We start from the raw sequence: 17825 nt of genomic DNA, 5'->3' as shown, positions 1-17825 counted from the left end.
TAGTAGATGGGTCGATTGTGGCCTCGTTTTCTCGATATGATTGTCGGTTCTGGTGGACATTGTGAATATTGAAGCTCATCGGGAGCGGATGCATGCACTGCTGCTTCCGCATGGTATTTGGTATGGATTGAGTATTGTATGGTGTAAGGATGTTGATCTGGAGGATCTTGTATCGGTGCTTGGTGTCGAACCCTATCCGTCTCGGCTTACTGTGCAGGATCTAATGGGAGTCTTTGCGGAGTTGGATTTGGTTGATGATCCACAATGGGATCACATAATTTTGTTGGGTCGGATTGAGGGCTGGATTCTAATCATCGACCCGGGTGCTTCGGTATCAATGCGGAATGGTGTGTGTAAGGCGACAGCGCAAGGTGGAACAGCCATCGGTCTTTACTGGACCATCAACGGTCATGGTCGGATGGCCTGTGCGTCTAATGGAGAACTCCTTGTTGAGTTCAGTCTGATGTTTCCGGATGAACGCGCCGGTAATGACGTCGAGATAGCCACTCCGTATCTGGAGGGTCTCAAGGGGGAGCTGGAAGTAGGTGAGTGGCAGGCAGCTGCCTTGCTTGTTTTGGAACGTTGGACGGGCGTTGGGATCACACAGGAGTGGCTTTCTGCTTCCCATCTCGCCTATACGATGTAGCTTCGTCATTCGCGCCACGAAAGCAGATAGGGGCCGTCGTAGGTCGGACGGAGTCCGTCGATGTGGTCGGCCTCATCGGGTGTCAGATTGTCTTGTGTGCATTGGCTGGATGTTGTCGGCGAGCTGGGTATGGGGCCTGAGGCGCCGGCTAGGCAAAGGTGAGCGGGAACAGGTCGTTCGATTCCACCACGTGCACGTCGCGGGAGGTGCGCTGCCCGATACCGCTCACGTGCACAGCGCGGGAGACTGACTCCACCGTTGAGCGGCTCATGTAGAGCCGTCTGGCTGTAACCGCCCCCTTCCAGATGTGGTGGGGCTGGTGGTGGCACGATGTGTCCTGAACGGTGGGCTGCAGAACGGCTGCGTGGGTTGTTCCTTCCCCTCGTGTGTTCTGTCAGAGGGGCCTCGCGGGTTTCGGCCGGCGATTAATCTGTTTCCGTATGTGGTGCTTGGTGCTTTGATGCACTGTGGCAGTTGATCGGAAGAGAGGGTTCTCTGTGGGCGGCCGCAGGGTGGATCGGTCGTTGTGGCGGAACCGGGACTTCACGATTTTCTGGGCGGGGCAGACGCTTGCCGAGTTCGGGAACACGTTCTCGCTGATCGCGATGCCGCTGCTGGTCCTCAAGGCGACCGGGTCGGTCGTGCAGATGGGCCTGCTCACCGCGGTCGCGGCTGTCTCCTCGATCGTGACCGGGGTGTTCGGCGGCATCCTGGTGGACCGGCTGGACCGCCGGCGGCTGATGATCGTATGTGATGTGGCGCGGTTCCTGCTCTACGGGCTGATCCCGGTCTGCTGGATGATCGGCCCGCAGATCTGGCTGCTCTACGTGGTCATGGCGTGTTCCGGCGTCTTCGGCATGATCTTCCGGACCAGCTATGTGACCGCGGTCGGCAATCTTGTGGACAAGGACCAGATCGTCGCGGCCAACGGCCGGCTGCAGGCGACGAACGCCCTCGCCTACATCACCGGGCCCGCCTTGGCCGGGTTGATCTCGGGGCTGTTCGGCACCACCGCGGCGATCGCCGCGAACTCCGTCACCTTCGGTGTGTCCGCGATCGGGCTCGCGCTGGTGCGATTCCGCCCGGTGCAGGGCCCGCCGCCGGCCGAGGCCCGCTGGTACGACGTGCGGCAGGGTTTTCTGGCCGGCCTCGCCTTCCTCTGGCGGACCCCGGTGCTGCGCTGGGTGACGCTCCTGCTGATGGTCGTCACGTTCCTCAGCCTCGGGATGATCGACGTCTTCATCTACCACCTGCGGGACGGGCTCGGGCAGAGCGAGGAGGTGGTGGGATACGTGCTCGGGATCGCCGGGGCCGGTGCCGTCGTCGGCGCGTCGCTCACCGCGTATCTCCGCAGGAGGCTGGGGTTCGGCTGGTGCTGGCTGGGCGCCTACGCCCTGACCGGGGCGGCCATGGCGGTGTTCGCGATGTCGGACGGCCTCGTCGTGGTGACCGCGATGGCCGTGGTGTACATGTTCTGCCTCGCCCTCGCCGGGATCTGCTCGATGTCGCTGCGCCAGACCATGACCCCCGACCATCTGCTCGGCCGGGTGACCTCGGCCTTCTGGACCCTCTCCGAGGGGCTGGCCCCGCTCGGCGCCGTGGTGCTCACCGCCCTGGCGGGTGGGATCGGGGTACGGCGGACGCTGCTGTGGGCGGCGGGTGCCTTCCTGTTCGTCACCGTGGCCGGACTGTTCACCCCGATCCGGCAGAGGAGTCCGGAAAGGGCGACGGATTCCTCGCCTGACTTGCAGGGTTTACCCGTTTCCGGGAAATAGGTTTTCCTGTTTCCCCGGTTTGGGACAGCAGGCGGATATGACGGCCTCATTACGGCTGGCACCGGCCGTTCGGATCTCTTGCAAAGCGTTGACCAGCGGTCAGAATCGCGCTGTAGTCGTCCACTCGAATGGCGGGGACCACGCCGCCAGAGGGAGTCAGCCGATGGTATTCACGGGATTGAGACGAATCGCCCTCGCGACTTTGGGCGCCCTGACGCTGGTCGGGGCGCATCTCGCCGTCGCGACACCGGCGAACGCCATCCCCGGCCTGGAGAACGTGACCACGGTCTCCGCCTTCAACTCCAACGTCTTCAAGAGTCAGACCGCGCTCTGCCCGGCCGGGAAGCGCGTCGTCGGCGCCGGCGCACGGCTCACCATGGTCACCAACGAGGTGGCGATCACCCAGTTCGCCCCGCTCCCCAACGGCCAAGGCGTCGAAGCCAGGGCCTATGAGGACTGGGACGGCTTCGCCGGCAACTGGGGGCTGATCGCGCACGCGATCTGCGCCGACACCCCGGCCGGTTGGGAGATCCAGACAGCGACCAGCCCTCCCGGGTCGCCGCCGTCCGCCACGGTCGTGGCCTCCTGCTCACCCGGGAAGCGGGCCCTCGGCACCGGGGGGAACGTGTTCCCCGGGCGTGGCGTCGTCGTCCTCACCGGGGTGATCCCGCAGGGCGGTGCCTCGCCGACCAGCGTCCGGGCCGTCGGTGAGGAGACCGAGGTCGCCTTCCTCGGGGACTGGACGGTCAGCGCCTGGGCCATCTGCGCCAACCCGGTGCCCGGCCACACCACGGCCGTCGCCACCACCGTGTCCGACTCCCTGAGCCCGAAGGTGCAGAGCGTGCCGTGTCCCGCGGGGACCCAGGTGCACGGGGTCGGCCTGCAGATCGGCGGCGGGCTCGGCCAGGTGTTCATCAACGCCGCCGTCTCCGTCCCGAACCCCGTCTCCACCCAGGTCCCGACGAGAGCCGTCGAGGACCAGACAGGACTCGCCACCAACTGGGCGATGCGCACCTACGCCATCTGCGCCACATAGTGATCGCCGGGTGGGGCGACGGAGAGGGCGTCCCACCCGTTCACTTCCGCTGGAAGCCACAGAGCTCACCGCGGTGTCCCGTGGGTGTATTTCCTTTTGGGGTGGTTGTCAGGAAATCCGGCTCCGCTGTTTTCTCCATTCTAGACGGCCGTTAGATATCTCTGAATTCTTACGATTGGCATGGTCGACTCGTATGCCTTGTAAATCGTTTTCGAGCGGTCAGAATCGCGCTGTAGTCGTCCACTCGAATGGCGGGGACCACGCCGCCAGAGGGAGTCAGCCAATGGTGTTCACGGGATTGCGACGAATCGCGTTTGCGGCGCTGGGGGCCTTGACCCTGGTCGGGGCGCAGTTGGCGCTCGCGGCGCCGGCGAAGGCCGTTCCCGGTCTGCAGAACGTGACGACGGCCTCCGTCGTCAACTCCAACATCTTCAAGAGCCAGACCGCGATGTGCCCCGCCGGAAAACGTGTCGTCGGGGGCGGCGCACGGCTGTCCATCCTCACCAACGAGGTGGCGATCACCCAGTTCGCCCCGCTGCCGACCGGCGACGGCATCGAGGCCAGGGCCTACGAGGACTGGGACGGCTTCGTCGGCAACTGGGGGCTGGTCGCCCACGCGATCTGTGCCGACCCGCTCCCCGGGTATGAGATCCAGACCGCCACGAGCCCGTCCGCGTCACCCCCTTCCGCCTCGGTGGTGGCCTCCTGCACGCCCGGCAGGCGGCTCCTCGGCACCGGGGGAAGCGTGTTCCCCGGCCGCGGGGTGGTCGTCCTCACCGGGGCGATCCCGCAGGGCGGGCTCTCACCCACCGGTGCCCGGGCCTTCGGTGAGAAGACCGAGGTCGGCTACCTCGGGGACTGGACGGTCAGCGTGTGGGCCATCTGCGCGGACCCGGTCCCCGGGCACACCACGGTCACGGCCACCACTGTGTTCGACTCCACCAGCCCCAAGACCCAGACCGTGACGTGTCCCGCCGGGACCCAGGTCCACGGGCTCGGCGTGCAGATCGGCGGGGGACAGGGCGAGGTGTTCCTCAACGCCGCCGTGTCCACCCCGAACCCCGTCTCCACCCAGGTCCCGACCAGGGCCGTGGAAGACCAGACCGGGTTCCTCCCGAGCTGGGCGATGCGTACCCACGCCATCTGCGCGAACTGACGATCCGAAGGGGTGGGGCGGCCCGGAGCCGCTCCACCCCTCTCGGAGCTGTCCTCCGGCGCCCGCAATGGGCGTGTTTGGTGTGCTCGTCGCGCAGGGTCAGCAGGCGGACGATCTCGCCCGAGTCCCCGGCGGCGAAGGCGTCGATGACCTCGGTGTGCTCCTCGATCGCGTGCAGGCTGGGCGCGTTGCGTCCGCCGAGGGCGGCGGCCATGAAACCCGAGGTGCTGAGCTTGCGGTAGATCCCGGTCAGGGTGGGGTTCCCGGCCAGGCCGATCAGGTGGCCGTGGAAGTCGTCGATGGCGGTGAGGTAGCCGTCGACGTCGGTCACCCGGTCCCCGGGGCTTTCGCCGGCGGGTGGCTCCCGGCACCGTGCGGGCTCCGCGGAAATCCGCAGAAGTGATGATCGCGGCCAACTCCCCGGCCTTCCGGTCGCCATCCCTCCAGGGCTGATTTGGTGAACAGCGGGATACCACCTTCCGTTCCACCCCGTCGTGTCGCTATCCCCTCCAGGGATGGTCGGTGACCATGACAGCGAGACCGTCACATTAGTCGGGAGCACGGAGACATAGCTATCCCTCTAGGGCTGTGACCCAGCGTCATCAGCACGGCGCACAAGCGGAGTGAGATGTCGCTCTAGGGATGATCTGCGACCCCGATAGCAAAGTCGCAGTTCAGGAGGCTGGTGGGGGTGGGTTTGGGGGCAGGTTTGCGGCAAGTCGGCGGTAGTGCGTAAGGGCTGGTCAGAGTCGATCCTTTCGGCGGCCAGGGGGCGGGATATCCGGACAATCTACCTGGCCGCCGAAGGGACGTCGGTGGGCCGGCGGAGGTCAGCAGCCTCGGGCGGCGAAGGCGAGGAACTGGGTGACCTCGCGGTTGTCGAAGTTGTCGTCGGAGCCGATCACCACGGTGCACTCGCCGGTGGCCAGGCGGGGGCCGAAGGCGAGGGCCTCCAGGTTCTGCGTCGGCGGGCGGAACGTGCTGAGGTCGTGGATCAGCCGCTTGGTGACCGGCCGGTACGGCGCGCCGGCGGCGAGGCTGTCCCGGCTCAGGATGTTCGTGGCCCCGCGCAGGTCGATCTCATACAGCTTGACCTTGTAGTTCACCCCTTCGATCCAGGAACGCTCCAGTGCCAGGTACCGGTGGTCGTCGAGGGCGAGGATCTCCGAGACGCCGCTGTCGGTCGCCCCGGTGGGCGGGATGGGCGCGGCGGGCAGCGGGTCGATCGGGTAGGCGTACTGGGCCCGCGGCTGTCCGGCGCGGTTCCACACGGTGATCCGCGCCGGTGCGCCCCGCTGGAGGGTCGGCGGCTCGCCGTCCTCGAACCGCGGGCCTTCCACCATGGCGGCGATAGAGGTCGGAGTGAAGGTGAGCCCTTCGAATCCGGAGTTGCGCCGGGGTCCGCGCGTGGTGTCGGTCAACTGCAGGTTGGCGGGGAGGGGAAGCTCACCGCGATACCGCCCTTGGTCGTCCGACCACCGGACGGTCATGTCGGAGAGAGGGAGGGTCGGGCGGGAGGCGTCGGGACGGTCGCCTTCGCTGGCCCAGAGCAGCCGGCGGCTCCACCGGTCGAAGCGGATGGTCTCGGGGTCGGTGTCGCCCGGGTGGCCGAATCCGGGGTACGGACTCCCGTCGGGCTGCAGCAGGGTGGTCGTCCCGGTGAGGCGGACGCCGGTGAAGGCCCCGGTGAACGGGTTGATGTCCAGCCTTCCGGTGTAGAACCGGGACGGGTTGTAGCGGCGGCGGTCGTCGGAGATCAGATACCAGAGCCCGGTGAGCGGGTCGCGGTCGAGGCCGGAGATTCCGCCGAAGGTGGTTTCCTCGAATTGCAACCCGTGGGGAAGTCGCTGCTCACCCAGGAATCGGGTGATCCGGAAATCCCCCGGGGCCAGGGATTCCGCGGCCACCGGTGGAATGTGCACACCTCCGGCGCCGATCGCCGCCACCACGGCGACGGCGATTCCCGCTAATCTCCGGAAACGGGTCATAAGCCCCTCCACGACTTGGTAATGCGCGTGCAATGGACCGTGCAAGCACATGAGATCGTGGATCAACGAGAATGTCCACGCAGATCGCGGCTCGGGGCCGGAAAACGTGTCGCTGTCATTTCGAGAATTCGGGCTTTCATCGCCAAATCCACATAAATCCAACCTGGGCTCTGGATGTGGAGGGCGGCTGACGGCGAATGGGTTTTCCGAGCGTGAATAATTCGCTGCATCGAGACGAATGTGTATCCACCGTAATGGCAGCCGGTCACGAGGTATCCCGTCCCTTTGACTTAGTCCGTCGCTCTCCAAGGAATGGTGTCCGGGTCGGCAGGTCGAGCCCCGTGGCGGAGTGCCGCGGCGGTCCAGCGATCATGGATGGGGTGGATCGGCTTCACAGTCCCGGCAAAGATGGCACTCTTCTGGACTATCTGTCACGGACCGGATTGCTAGTCTGGCAGGCATGACCGCCATGGCACCCGCGCGTACCCAACCGGACCTGTCGTTTCTGCTGGACCACACCAGCCATGTGCTGCGGACGCGGATGGCCGCGGCGCTCGCCGAGATCGGGCTGACCGCGCGTATGCACTGCGTGCTGGTCCACGCCCTGGAGGCCGAGCGCACCCAGGCCCAGCTCGCCGAGCTCGGGGACATGGACAAGACCACGATGGTCGTCACGGTGGACGCGCTGGAGGATGCGGGCCTCGCCGAGCGCCGTCCGTCCGGCCGGGATCGGCGGGCTCGGATCATCGCGGTCACGGAGGCGGGGGCCGGAGTCGCCGAGAAGAGCCAGCGCATCGTCGACCGGGTGCACGCGGAGGCGCTGGCCACCCTCGGCGAGGGCGATCGGGTCGTCCTGCTCCGGGCGCTTGGCCACCTGGTCGACGGGCATCTGGCCGCGCCGGTGGAGAGTCCTCCCTCCGCCAGGCGGGCCCGGCAGCGCGAGAAGTGAGGCGGCAAAGCTCTCCGCTGCGCCGGATCCGCAGGACGAGGCGGCATTCCTGAAGCGTGTGGTGATCAGCCGCGCGGCCCTGGACGTCTCCGCCGTCGATCGATCGTCCGGCGCGGGACGGGCCTCGGACCGACCCCGCCCGGTCCGACGTGGGCGGTCCACGTGACGGACGGGTCGTCGACCCGGTGCGGACGATGCCCGGTACGGCCACCAGGGTCGTTTTCAGGTTGCTTGCCCGCCCCCACCGGTGACTGGCGTTCCAGGGAGGAGCGGACGATGGGAGCGGGCATCGGCAACCGGAAGAGACCGTTTTGTGGTGGTTCCCCCGTGAAACGGGATCGTGTCCGGAGTAACTCTACGTGTGGGAGCGCCGGGTCGTGCGCTCCGGCACCCACTTGGCGAAGATCTCTTGATTTCTATGGTTTAGACGCAGGTCGACAGGGGTTCACAGACTGAGACGGCGTGTCGGGCCGCCGGGGGAGCGCGGTGCCCTCCCCCGGCGCCTTCAGCGTCCCCGTAGCGCGGCGGCCTCCCGGGCCAGTTCGGTGACACGGTCGTAGTCGCTGGTGGAAGGGGTGAGCCAGGTACCGCCCACACAGCCGACGTTGGGCAGGGCGAGATAGTCCGGCGCGGTCTCGGGCCGGATCCCCCCGGTGGGGCAGAAGCGGATGTCCGGTAAGGGACCGGCCAGGGATTTCAGATATTTGATTCCCCCGGCGGCTTCGGCGGGGAAGAACTTGAGTTCGGTGACGCCGTGCTCGGCGAGCACCATGGCCTCCGAGGCGGTCGCCGCCCCGGGGAGGAAGGGCAGCCCGCTGGCGCTCATGGCGTCGAGCAGGATGTGGGTGCTGCCGGGGCTCACCAGGAAGCGGGCGCCCGCCGCCATGGCCGTGGCGACGTCGGCGGGGTTGCGGATCGTCCCGGCCCCGATCATCACGTCGGGCAGCTCGGCCCGGATCGCCGCGATCGCCGGGAGGGCCGCCTCGGTGCGCAGGGTCACCTCGATGACCGGCAGTCCGCCGTCGGACAGGGCCTTGGCCAGGGGTACGGCGTCCGTCACCTCCTCGATGACGACGACGGGGATGACGGGTGCCAGGTCGAGCAGGCTCATGCGGTCCTCATTCGCTGTTCGAGCCAGGCCGCGGCACCGGTGAGCGCCGATGTGGGGGACACGATGAGCACGGTGGCGATCTCGCTCAGATAGTCGGTCAGATTGGGTGTCGCTTCGAAGCGGGACCGGAAGGTGCTGGAGCGCAGCCGGTCCACGATGCGGGGGAGGATGCCGCCGCCGAGGTAGACGCCGCCCTTGGCGCCGAAGGTGAGGGCGACGTTCCCGGTGAAGGTGCCGAGCAGACCGCAGAACACCTCGACGGTCTGGGCGCAGAGCGGGTCGTCCGTCCGGGCCACGATCTCGGCCGCGGGCAGCGGGTCGACCCGGACGCCTTGGACCAGCCCAAGGCCGTACCGGAGCCGGGTGAGACCGGGTCCGGAGATCAGGTGCTCGGCGATGAGGTAGCCGGGCATCTCCGCCCGGAGCGCCCGGACGACCTCGATCTCCAGGCGCTCCGCGGCGGGGACGTCGACGTGCCCGCCTTCGCCGGGGATGGAGATCCAGCGGCCGCCCACGGGGACGAGACCGGCCACGCCGAGTCCGGTGCCGGGTCCCAGGACGGCTTTGACCAGGTCGGGGGCGGGCTCGGGCCCGCCGAGCAGCGTCACGTCCTCGGGGCGGAGCCACGGCAGCGCCATGGACAGGGCGCCGAAGTCGTTCAACAGTTCGATGTGGGGGATGTCCAAGGCCTTCGCGGTGTCGATGACCGACCCCCTCCAGTCGGCGTTGGTGAGCCGGTACCGGTCGCGGTCGACGGGACCCGCCATCGCCAGGCACGCCGCCCCCGGCCGTACGCCTCCCTGGCCTTTCAGGTAGGCCGCGACGGCCGCGGTCAGATCCTCATGCTCGGCGCCCGCCAGGACGTCGACGTCGTGGGGGGATTCACCGGGGCTGCTCACCAGCCCGAACCGGGCGTTGGTGCCCCCGATGTCGGCGACGAGCCATGGGTGTTCCGTGGAGGGGGCGGAAATCTCGGTCATTAAGCACCACCGTTGCTCGAAAAGATACCGGCGCCGCGTTCGGCCGGTCCTACCGTACGGCGGAACGCGGCGAACAGCTCCCTTCCCGTGCCGATCAACTTTTCGGGTCCGGACGGGATTCCGGCCGGGGTGCGTTCGGCCAGCTCCGACGCGGGGACCGCGAGCTCCAGCGTCCCGGCGGCGGAGTCGAGCCGGATCGGGTCGCCGTCGCGGACGAGCGCGAGGGCGCCTCCGGCGGCGGCCTCGGGGGAGACGTGGATGGCGGCGGGGACCTTGCCCGAGGCACCCGACATCCGGCCGTCGGTGACGATGGCCACCCGCTGCCCCCGGTCGAGCAGGACGGCGAGCGGCGGGGTGAGCTTGTGCAGCTCGGGCATGCCGTTGGCCTGCGGGCCCTGGAAGCGGATGACGGCGACGAAGTCCCGTCCGTCCAGCTCCCCGGCCTCGAACGCGGCGAGCAGCTCGGCCTGGTCGTCGAAGACCTTCGCCGGGGCCTCGATCATCAGGTGCTCGGGTTTGACCGCGGACACCTTGCTCACCGCCCGGCCGAGGTTGCCGTTCAGCATGTGGATGCCGCCGTCGGGGGAGAACGGGTCGCGCACCGGGCGCAGGACGTCGGGGTCGGCGCCGCCCTCGATCCGCTCGGTCCAGACGACCTCCCCGCCCTTGAGCCGGGGCTCCTGCCGGTAGTGGTGCAGCCCGGTCCCGGCCACGGTGCGGACGTCCTCGTGGATCAGCCCGGCGTCGAGCAGCTCGCCGATGAGCACGGCCATCCCGCCCGCGGCGTGGAAGTGGTTCACATCGGCGTGGCCGTTGGGGTACATCCGGGTGAGCAGCGGGACGACCTTCGACAGCTCCGCGAAGTCGTCCCAGGTCAGCTCGATGCCGGCCGCGTCGGCGACGGCGATCAGGTGGAGGGTGTGGTTGGTGGAGCCTCCGGTGGCCAGGAGCGCGACGACCGCGTTGACCACGGCGCGCTCGTCGACGACCTCCCCGACCGGGGTGTACTCGCGGGTCAGCTCGACGATGCGCCGCCCGGCCGCGTCGGTGAGGGCGTCCCGCAGTTCGGTGCCGGGGTTGACGAAGGTGGCGCCGGGCAGGTGCAGGCCCATGACCTCCATCAGGACCTGGTTGGAGTTGGCGGTGCCGTAGAAGGTGCAGGTGCCGGGGGAGTGGTAGGACTTGGACTCGGCCTCCAGCATCTCGCCCCGGCCGATCCTGCCTTCGGCGAAGAGCTGCCGGGCCCGGCCTTTGGCCTTGTTCGGCAGGCCGGACGGCATCGGCCCGGCGGGGACGAAGAGGGCGGGCAGGTGCCCGAAGGAGAGCGCGCCGATCAGCAGCCCGGGGACGATCTTGTCGCACACCCCGAGCAGCAGCGTCGCGTCGAACATGTCGTGGGAGAGCGCGACCGCGGTCGACATCGCGATGAGGTCCCGGCTGAACAGCGAGAGCTCCATGCCGGGCCGGCCCTGGGTGATCCCGTCGCACATGGCGGGCACACCCCCGGCGACCATGGCGACCCCGCCGGCGCCCCGGACGGCCTCCTTCAACCGGGCCGGATAGGTCTCGTACGGCTGATGCGCCGAGAGCATGTCGTTGTAGGAGGTCACGACGGCCACCGCGGGTTTGGCGGTGCCCCGCAGGTCGAGCTTGTCCGCGGGGGTGCAGGCGGCGAAGCCGTGGGCGAGGTTGGCGCAGCCGAGCCGGGCGCGGGCGGGACCGCGCAGCGCGGCGGTGCGGATCCGCTCCAGGTAGGTGAGCCGGCTCCGCTCGCTCCGTTCGGCGATCCGCCGGGTGACGCGGTCGATCACGGGATGGGTCATGCCAAACCGTCCTCGTGCCAGGCGCGCCCGGAGCGGGCGAGCAGGTCGCGGGCGCCGCCGGGGCCGGTGCTCCCGGCGGCGTAGATCTCGGGCACGTCGTCCGCCCAGGCGGAGATGATCGGGTCGATCCAGCTCCAGGCGGTCTCCACCTCGTCCCGCCGCATGAACAGCGTCGGGTTGCCGTCCAGGACGTCGAGCAGGAGCCGCTCGTAGGCGTCGGGCACCCGGGTCTGGAACGTCTCGGCGAAACTCAGGCTGAGCGGCACCGGCCGGAGGGAGACCTCCCCCGGTCCGGGTTCCTTGGCCTGCAGGTGCAGGTGGATGCCCTCGCTCGGCTGGAGCCGCAGGATCAGCCGGTTGGCCTGCGAGCCGGGCCCGGCGCCGCCCGTACTGAAGATCGAATGGGGGACGTCCTTGAACTGGACGACGATCTCGGAGTGCCGGCTGCGCAGCCGCTTGCCCGAGCGCAGGTAGAACGGGACCCCGGCCCACCGCCAGTTGAGGATCTCGGCCTCGACGGCGGCGAACGTCTCCACCCGGGCGGACTGCTCGGTCGGCGGCGTACCGGACGGCTCGTCGAGATAGCCCGGTACGGCGTGGTCGCCGACGCGCCCGGCGCCGTACTGGCCTCGCGCGGTGTGCCGCCGCGCGTCGGCGCCGGTGAGGGGACGCAGCGCCCGCAGCACCTTCACCTTCTCGTCCCGTACGGCTTCGCGGTCGTTGCGCGCGGGCGGCTCCATCGCGGTCAGGCAGAGCAGCTGGAGGAGGTGGTTCTGGACCATGTCGCGGAGGGCGCCGGCGTGGTCGTAGTAGCCGCGCCGTCCCGGGGTGCCGACGGTCTCGGCCACGGTGATCTGCACGTGGTCGATCCAGCGGGAGTTCCAGACGGGTTCCAGGAAGGTGTTGGCGAACCGGAGGACCAGCAGGTTCTGGACGGTCTCCTTGCCGAGGTAGTGATCGATCCGGAAGATCCGGTTCTCGGCGACGATGGCGCCGACCTCGTCGTTGATGGCCCGGGCGCTCGCGAGGTCCCGGCCGATGGGCTTCTCCAGCACGACGCGGGAGTCCTCGGTGATCAGCCCGGCGCGGTTGGCCTCCCGGCAGAACGGCCCGAAGGTCATGGGCGGGCTGGCGAGGTAGAAGATCCGGGTCCGGCCGGAGGTGAGGAGTTCGCCGAGGGCGGTCCACCCGTTGTCCGGTTCGCCGGCGGCGACGTCGACGGAGACGTGGTGGAGCCGCCGGACGAACCGATCCCAGGCGCCGGGGTCGCCGGGAGGTACGGCCCCCGCGCCGCGTACCTCCGCGTCGACCTTGCCCCGGTAGTCGGTGTCGCCGAGTCCGCCCCGGGAGAGCGCGATGACCTTCGTCTCGGGCGCGAGGCGTCCTTCCAGGTCACAGCGGTACAGCGCGGGCAGCAGCTTGCGCATCGCCAGGTCTCCGGTACCTCCGAACAGGATCAGGTCCGCCGCGTGAGCATGCGAAGACGGGCTTAGTTGTACAGCCGGGGACATGGGGGACTCCTGGGACGAAGGGGATGTTTCTTACGTTACTCACGTCTTCTGAACCTGCACAAGCCTAGTTTTGTAATTCAAGATGAAAAAGTGCCGGGTCTTCGGTCAGTTTCCGTGTTGTAAGCAGGTGTGGTTAGCTGTGCAGATGGTCCGCCGTTCCCACTCCGTGCTGGCGTCCAGCGGCGAGGTCTTCCGCCTCATCCGTAACGGCGAAGCCGTCACCCGGGCCGACATCGGGAGGGTCACCGGCCTGTCCCGCCCCGCGGTGAGCCTGCGCGTCTCCGAACTGCTCGACCACGGGTTCGTCGTCGAACACACCGACGGCCCGTCCACCGGAGGCCGCCCTCCCGTACGCCTCGGCTTCAACGCCGCCGGCGGCGTCGTCCTCGCCGCGTCGCTCGGCGCCAGCCGTACCCAGATCGCGGTCTGCGACCTCGCCGGAGAGCCCGTCGCCGCCGCCGAACTCACGATCGACGTGGAGCAGGGGCCCGACACGGTGCTCACCCTCCTCATGGACGTCTGGGACGACCTGCTCGGGCAGATCCCCGCCGCGCCGATCCGCGGAGTCGGCCTCGGGGTGCCCGCGACCGTCGAGTTCGCCCACGGGCGCATCCAGAGCGTCCGGGTCATGGCGAGCTGGACCGGGGTCGCGATCCCGCCGCTCATCGCCCGCCGGTACGGCGTCCCCGTCTTCGTCGACAACGACGTCAACGTGATCGCCGTCGGCGAGCACCGGGCGGTCTACCACGACGAGGTCGGCGACATGCTCTTCGTCAAGATCTCCACCCGGGTCGGGGCCGGAGTGATCAGCGGGGGACGGATTCAGCGCGGCGCGCTCGGCGCCGCCGGGGAGATCGGGCACATCCCGGTCCGCGACGGCGACGGCGTCCTGTGCCGCTGCGGCAACGTCGACTGCCTCGACGCGCTGGTGTCGGGTACGGCGCTGCTGGCGCAGCTCGTGGCCCGGGGCCGCGCGGTCGACTCCCTCGCCGACGTGGTGGCGCTCGTCCGCGCGGGGGACGCCGAGACCATGGCCCTGGTCCGCCGGGCCGGGCGCAGGCTCGGCGAGGTGGTCGCCAGCGCCGTCAACCTGCTCAACCCGGCCGTGGTCGTCCTCGGTGGCGACATGGCGGATGTGTTCGAGCACCTGGTGGCCGGGGTCCGTGAGGTCGTGTACCAGCGCTCCACCGCGCTGGCCACCCGCAATCTGCGCATCACCCCGAGCAAGCTCGGCCCCGGGGCGGGCGTCACCGGCTGCGCCGCAATGGTCCTCGACGAGATCCTCACCCCCGAGGCCGTCGACACCTGGCTCGCCGGGAACCCCGAACCCGCGCCGCTCCGGTAGGCCGGGTCCGGTCGCTCGTCTTGAGGCCCCGGATCGTTCCTACGGGGTGGGCGCCCCTGGGTTTGCCTGGTCTTGGGTGCGGGGGCGGGAATGAACCGTCCCGGTGACAACCTTGGACGTGCGGTACCCCGTTGGGTGAAGTCAGGCTTACAAGAGCGGTGTTTTCAACATCGATCGCGGCGGTCGGCGCCGGACGAAGTACATCCGGCACCAACCGCCGCGCGCATTCTCGCGCCGCAAAAGGGGCGCGGCGCGAGAAGTGCGGATGTAGCGTCTTGAACGCCTAGGGTCCAGTCGTACTCGCAACTCCGGGAGCTCGGCGGGTGGGCGCGATCGCTGCGGGTCAGCGGGAGTAGAACTCGACGACGAGTTGCTCGTCGACCTGGACGGGGATCTGGGCGCGCTCGGGGAGGGCGACGAGGGTGCAGCGCAGGTCGGCGTGGTTGACGTCGAGGTAGGGGGCGATGCGGTCGTCGGCGTAGGTCTTCTCGGCGGCGGCGACGAAGGGCTGCATGCGGCGGGAGCGCTCGCGGACGCCGATGGTCTGGCCGGGCTTCACGATGTAGCTGGGGATGTCGACCTTCTTGCCGTCCACGGTGATGTGCCCGTGGTTGACGTATTGCCGCGCGGCGTAGATGGAGGCGGCGAATCCGGCCCGCAGGACCAGGGAGGCGAGCCGGCACTCCAGCCGGACCACGAACGCCGCCCCGGAGCGTCCGGCCTTGTCGAAGGTGTTGCGGAACTGCTTCTCGGACACGTCGTAATACCAGCGGAGCCGCTGCTTCTCCATCAGCCGGACCCCGTAGTCCCCGGTGGAGCGCCGGTTGGTCTTGCGTCCGTGCTCCCCGGGCGGGTACGGCCGCTCCTCGAAGTAGCGGACGGCCTTGCGGGTCAGCGGGATGCCCGCCCGGCGGGAGAGCCGGACTTTGGGGCCGGTGTAGCGCACGTGCACCTCGTCATGATTAGGTAATCCTTAGTTAGGCTAGCCTAACCTACATCACCCCGTGAGGAGCCGGTCTTGGAATCACACGCAGCCGTGGCCGAGCGCGTGCGCACGCTCGCCGCCGACTCGATCCCCGTCCACGTCACCCTGGCCGGTGCGCCGTACCCCGGAGGAGACGTCCGCGGCGCCGTCGACGACTCCGGGCGGCCCGTCCTGCTGGTCAAGCCGGGCGAGACCCTGCACACCGCCCTGCGCCTTTCGCCGGGGGCCGACGCCGGGGTCACCGTGGGCCTGACCGCGTCCCGGCAGCTCGGCGGGGCGCTGGTCACCCGGGGCATGCTCACCGTGCAGGGCTGGGCGTCCCTCGTCGACGTCACCGAGATCAGGGAGGCCGCGATCACGGTGGCGGCCCGGAGCGCCGACGAGGACCTGTTCGCCGCGGTGGAGAACCCCCTCGACCCGGACGCGCCCCTGCTGGCCAGGGTCGACGTCGCCTCCGTCGGCTACGCCACCGGGTACGAGACCGGCGCCCTGGACGCCGAGGACTACCTCGACGCCGCCCCCGACCCCTTCTCCGCCGTCGCCGAGCGGATGCTCGCCCACGTCAACGACGCCCACCGCGACCAGCTCGCCAACTGCCTCACCGGAGTCCCCGGCGCCGGGCCCGGGGAGGTCTGGCTCTGGGAACTCGACCGGCACGGGGCCACGGTCCGCGCCGACCTCACCCGCACCCCGTCCGCCCGGCCCACCCTGATCCGTTTCCCGTGGCCCACCCCCGCCGGCAGCTGCGCCGCGCTCGAACACCGCCTCCGCGGCCTCCTCTCCGCCCGGGCCTGAGCCGCACCCGGCTCGGCGCCGGAAGCCTGCGGCGCACGCCGCAACCCCCGATCACAGGGCAGGCGGGGTACGGCGGGAACGCGGCGCACGCCGTACCGGACCCGAACTCCGAGACGAGGGAGCGGGGTCGCGGTACGGCGGGACGCGGCGGAGGCCGTACCGGTGGCGGCCGGGGCACGCCGGGGAGCCGGGCGTGGTTCCGTCACGGGATCAGAGCGCGCCCCGGTGATCCGCGATGAGCCGGGCGTAGTGGCGGCCGCTGCGCTTGAGCACGCGGCGCTGGGTCGGGTAGTCGACGTAGGCGAGCCCGAACCGGTGCCGGTAGCCGTACGCCCATTCGAAGTTGTCCATCAGGCTCCAGGCGAAGTAACCGCGGAGCGGCACCCCCCGGCGGATCGCCGCCGCGCAGGCGCCGAGATGGTCGTCGAGGAACGCGGTGCGCTCCGGGTCGTCCACGATCAGGTCCTCGCCCGGTTCGTCCGGCCAGGCCGAGCCGTTCTCCATGATGTACAGGGTGTCCGCGCCGTAGTCGTCGGTCATCCGCACCAGGATGTCCTCCAGGCCGCGCGGGTGGACCTCCCAGCCCATCGCGGTGGTCGTCGCGCCGTCCACCGGCACCTGCCGGAAACCCAGCGCCTCGCCCGGATCCGCCGCGATCACCGCGCGGCAGTAGTAGTTCACCCCGAGGAAGTCCAGCGGCGCGGCGATCGTCTCCGCGTCCCCCGGGTGCTCCGGCAGGTCAACCCCGTACAGCTCCCGCATGTCGGCGGGGAAGCCCCGCCCGTACACCGGGTCGAGCCACCACCGGTTGGCGTGCCCGTCGGCGTGCCGGGCCGCGGCTACGTCCTCCGGCCGGTTTGAGGCCGGTTCGCACGGGCTGGGGTTGACCACCAGGCCCACCGAGGGCGGGACCGGCGCCGCCGCCCGTACGGCCTGGGCGGCGAGCCCGTGTCCGAGCAGCAGGTGGTAGGACGCCCGGATCGCCTGGGTCGGGTCGGCCACGCCCGGCGCCATGATCCCGTTCAGGTGGCCGAGCCACGCCGAGCAGAGCGGCTCGTTGAGCGTGCCCCAGTCGGTGACCCGGTCGCCCAGCGCGCCGGCGACGATCCCGGCGTAGTCGGCGAACCGCAGCGCGGTGTCCCGGGCCGGCCAGCCGCCCCGATCCTGGAGGGCCTGCGGAAGATCCCAGTGGTAGAGCGTGGGGAAGGGGCGGATCCCCGCCTCCAGCAGCCCGTCGACGAGCCTGCGGTAGTAGTCCAGCCCGGCCTGGTTGGCCGGTCCGGCGCCGCCGGGCACGACCCGGGGCCAGGCGACGGAGAAGCGGTAGGCGCCGACGCCGAGCTCGCCGAGGAGGGCCAGGTCCTGCGGGAGCCGGCGGTAGGAGTCGCACGCGACGTCCCCGGTGTCGCCGCCGTCGACGAGTCCCGGGGTGTGGCAGAAGGTGTCCCAGATCGAGGGGAGCCTGCCGTCGGCGTCGACCGACCCCTCGATCTGGTAGGCGGAGGTGGCCACACCCCAGACGAAGTCGCCGGGGAATGCGGAGAGGTCGGGCATGGAGGTCCTCCAGGTCGTCCGAAACCGGGGCGGGTACGGCCTCAGGCGGCTCCTCGCCGGATCGCCGGCGTAGCCCGTACCAACACAAACTCCCCGTCTCTGCCGGAACAGCTACTTTCCTAGACGACAATGTACGGCTTTTCGATCACGTCACCACGTGCTCCGTGCGGT

The 17825-nt window shown here is 69.5% G+C and carries 15 protein-coding genes and 1 pseudogene; 7 read left to right on the top strand and 9 right to left on the bottom strand.

From position 1 onward, the window contains the following. The first annotated feature begins 52 nt into the window (after positions 1-52). Positions 53-646: a DUF6461 domain-containing protein gene (locus RUR_RS21835; RefSeq protein ID WP_283136964.1), complete on the top strand. Its 594-nt coding sequence runs from the start codon at positions 53-55 to the stop codon at positions 644-646. Positions 647-794: 148 nt separating this feature from the next. Here RUR_RS21835 and RUR_RS21830 read toward each other — a convergent pair whose 3' ends face one another. Continuing rightward, positions 795-917 carry a hypothetical protein gene (locus RUR_RS21830; protein ID WP_283136963.1) on the bottom strand — a complete coding sequence of 41 codons (123 nt, stop codon included), beginning with the start codon at positions 915-917 and terminating at the stop codon, positions 795-797. 226 nt (positions 918-1143) lie between these two features. On the opposite strand from RUR_RS21830, the gene RUR_RS21825 reads away from it, so the two are divergent. The 3 genes from RUR_RS21825 (at position 1144) to RUR_RS21815 (ending at position 4613) form a co-directional block, all read left to right on the top strand. Further along, positions 1144-2421, top strand: coding sequence for an MFS transporter (locus RUR_RS21825; protein ID WP_283136962.1), 1278 nt, complete (start codon positions 1144-1146; stop codon positions 2419-2421). 178 nt (positions 2422-2599) lie between these two features. Then, positions 2600-3457: a hypothetical protein gene (locus RUR_RS21820; protein WP_283136961.1), complete on the top strand. Its 858-nt coding sequence runs from the start codon at positions 2600-2602 to the stop codon at positions 3455-3457. A 283-nt stretch (positions 3458-3740) separates the two neighbouring features. Next, entirely contained in the window at positions 3741-4613 is an 873-nt protein-coding gene (locus tag RUR_RS21815; RefSeq protein ID WP_283136960.1) for a hypothetical protein, read from the top strand. A 160-nt stretch (positions 4614-4773) separates the two neighbouring features. Here the strand turns inward: RUR_RS21815 and RUR_RS36825 are convergent. Together RUR_RS36825 and RUR_RS21805 are read right to left on the bottom strand one after the other, a co-directional pair. After that, positions 4774-5052: pseudogene (locus RUR_RS36825) on the bottom strand (hypothetical protein); the annotation flags it as partial. A 391-nt stretch (positions 5053-5443) separates the two neighbouring features. Next, positions 5444-6601, bottom strand: coding sequence for an esterase-like activity of phytase family protein (locus tag RUR_RS21805; protein ID WP_283136958.1), 1158 nt, complete (start codon positions 6599-6601; stop codon positions 5444-5446). 460 nt (positions 6602-7061) lie between these two features. On the opposite strand from RUR_RS21805, the gene RUR_RS21800 reads away from it, so the two are divergent. Beyond that, on the top strand, positions 7062-7550 hold the full coding sequence (locus tag RUR_RS21800; RefSeq protein ID WP_283136957.1) for a MarR family winged helix-turn-helix transcriptional regulator: 489 nt from the start codon (positions 7062-7064) through the stop codon (positions 7548-7550). Between the two features lie 505 nt (positions 7551-8055). Here RUR_RS21800 and eda read toward each other — a convergent pair. Genes eda through zwf form a run of 4 tightly spaced genes read right to left on the bottom strand, consistent with a single transcriptional unit; the run spans position 8056 to position 12975 of the window. Continuing rightward, on the bottom strand, positions 8056-8661 hold the full coding sequence (gene eda / locus RUR_RS21795) for a bifunctional 4-hydroxy-2-oxoglutarate aldolase/2-dehydro-3-deoxy-phosphogluconate aldolase (protein WP_283136956.1): 606 nt from the start codon (positions 8659-8661) through the stop codon (positions 8056-8058). After that, entirely contained in the window at positions 8658-9641 is a 984-nt protein-coding gene (gene glk / locus RUR_RS21790; protein WP_283136955.1) for a glucokinase, read from the bottom strand. The genes eda and glk overlap by 4 nt, the downstream gene beginning before the upstream one ends. Further along, entirely contained in the window at positions 9641-11464 is a 1824-nt protein-coding gene (gene edd, locus RUR_RS21785; RefSeq protein ID WP_283136954.1) for a phosphogluconate dehydratase, read from the bottom strand. The genes glk and edd overlap by 1 nt, the downstream gene beginning before the upstream one ends. Next, entirely contained in the window at positions 11461-12975 is a 1515-nt protein-coding gene (zwf, locus tag RUR_RS21780) for a glucose-6-phosphate dehydrogenase (protein ID WP_283136953.1), read from the bottom strand. Before zwf ends, edd begins: the two co-directional genes overlap by 4 nt. Positions 12976-13120: 145 nt before the next feature. Between zwf and RUR_RS21775 the strand changes: the two genes are divergently transcribed. Next, positions 13121-14320: an ROK family transcriptional regulator gene (locus RUR_RS21775; protein ID WP_283136952.1), complete on the top strand. Its 1200-nt coding sequence runs from the start codon at positions 13121-13123 to the stop codon at positions 14318-14320. A 343-nt stretch (positions 14321-14663) separates the two neighbouring features. On the opposite strand, the gene rpsD is transcribed toward RUR_RS21775, so the two are convergent. Next, positions 14664-15266 carry a 30S ribosomal protein S4 gene (gene rpsD / locus RUR_RS21770; RefSeq protein WP_283137072.1) on the bottom strand — a complete coding sequence of 201 codons (603 nt, stop codon included), beginning with the start codon at positions 15264-15266 and terminating at the stop codon, positions 14664-14666. A gap of 72 nt (positions 15267-15338) precedes the next feature. On the opposite strand from rpsD, the gene RUR_RS21765 reads away from it, so the two are divergent. Further along, positions 15339-16100 (top strand): DUF2470 domain-containing protein, encoded by a 762-nt coding sequence (locus tag RUR_RS21765; protein ID WP_283136951.1) that lies wholly within the window; start codon positions 15339-15341, stop codon positions 16098-16100. Positions 16101-16310: 210 nt separating this feature from the next. Here RUR_RS21765 and RUR_RS21760 read toward each other — a convergent pair whose 3' ends face one another. Then, entirely contained in the window at positions 16311-17654 is a 1344-nt protein-coding gene (locus tag RUR_RS21760; protein ID WP_283136950.1) for a GH1 family beta-glucosidase, read from the bottom strand. Positions 17655-17825: the final 171 nt, after the last annotated feature.

The organism is Rhizohabitans arisaemae, from assembly GCF_025996515.1.
Taxonomy (GTDB): domain Bacteria; phylum Actinomycetota; class Actinomycetes; order Streptosporangiales; family Streptosporangiaceae; genus Rhizohabitans; species Rhizohabitans arisaemae.
This window is presented reverse-complemented; position numbering and strand designations above follow the sequence as displayed.

Coding starts and splice junctions, on each gene's coding strand:
- zwf (WP_283136953.1), bottom strand. CDS start 12,975: ATGTCCCCGGCTGTACAACTAAGCCCGTCTTCGCATGCTCACGCGGCG.
- edd (WP_283136954.1), bottom strand. CDS start 11,464: ATGACCCATCCCGTGATCGACCGCGTCACCCGGCGGATCGCCGAACGG.
- glk (WP_283136955.1), bottom strand. CDS start 9,641: ATGACCGAGATTTCCGCCCCCTCCACGGAACACCCATGGCTCGTCGCC.
- RUR_RS21805 (WP_283136958.1), bottom strand. CDS start 6,601: ATGACCCGTTTCCGGAGATTAGCGGGAATCGCCGTCGCCGTGGTGGCG.
- RUR_RS21830 (WP_283136963.1), bottom strand. CDS start 917: ATGAGCCGCTCAACGGTGGAGTCAGTCTCCCGCGCTGTGCACGTGAGC.
- RUR_RS21800 (WP_283136957.1), top strand. CDS start 7,062: ATGACCGCCATGGCACCCGCGCGTACCCAACCGGACCTGTCGTTTCTG.
- RUR_RS21775 (WP_283136952.1), top strand. CDS start 13,121: ATGGTCCGCCGTTCCCACTCCGTGCTGGCGTCCAGCGGCGAGGTCTTC.
- RUR_RS21815 (WP_283136960.1), top strand. CDS start 3,741: ATGGTGTTCACGGGATTGCGACGAATCGCGTTTGCGGCGCTGGGGGCC.
- eda (WP_283136956.1), bottom strand. CDS start 8,661: ATGAGCCTGCTCGACCTGGCACCCGTCATCCCCGTCGTCGTCATCGAG.
- RUR_RS21760 (WP_283136950.1), bottom strand. CDS start 17,654: ATGCCCGACCTCTCCGCATTCCCCGGCGACTTCGTCTGGGGTGTGGCC.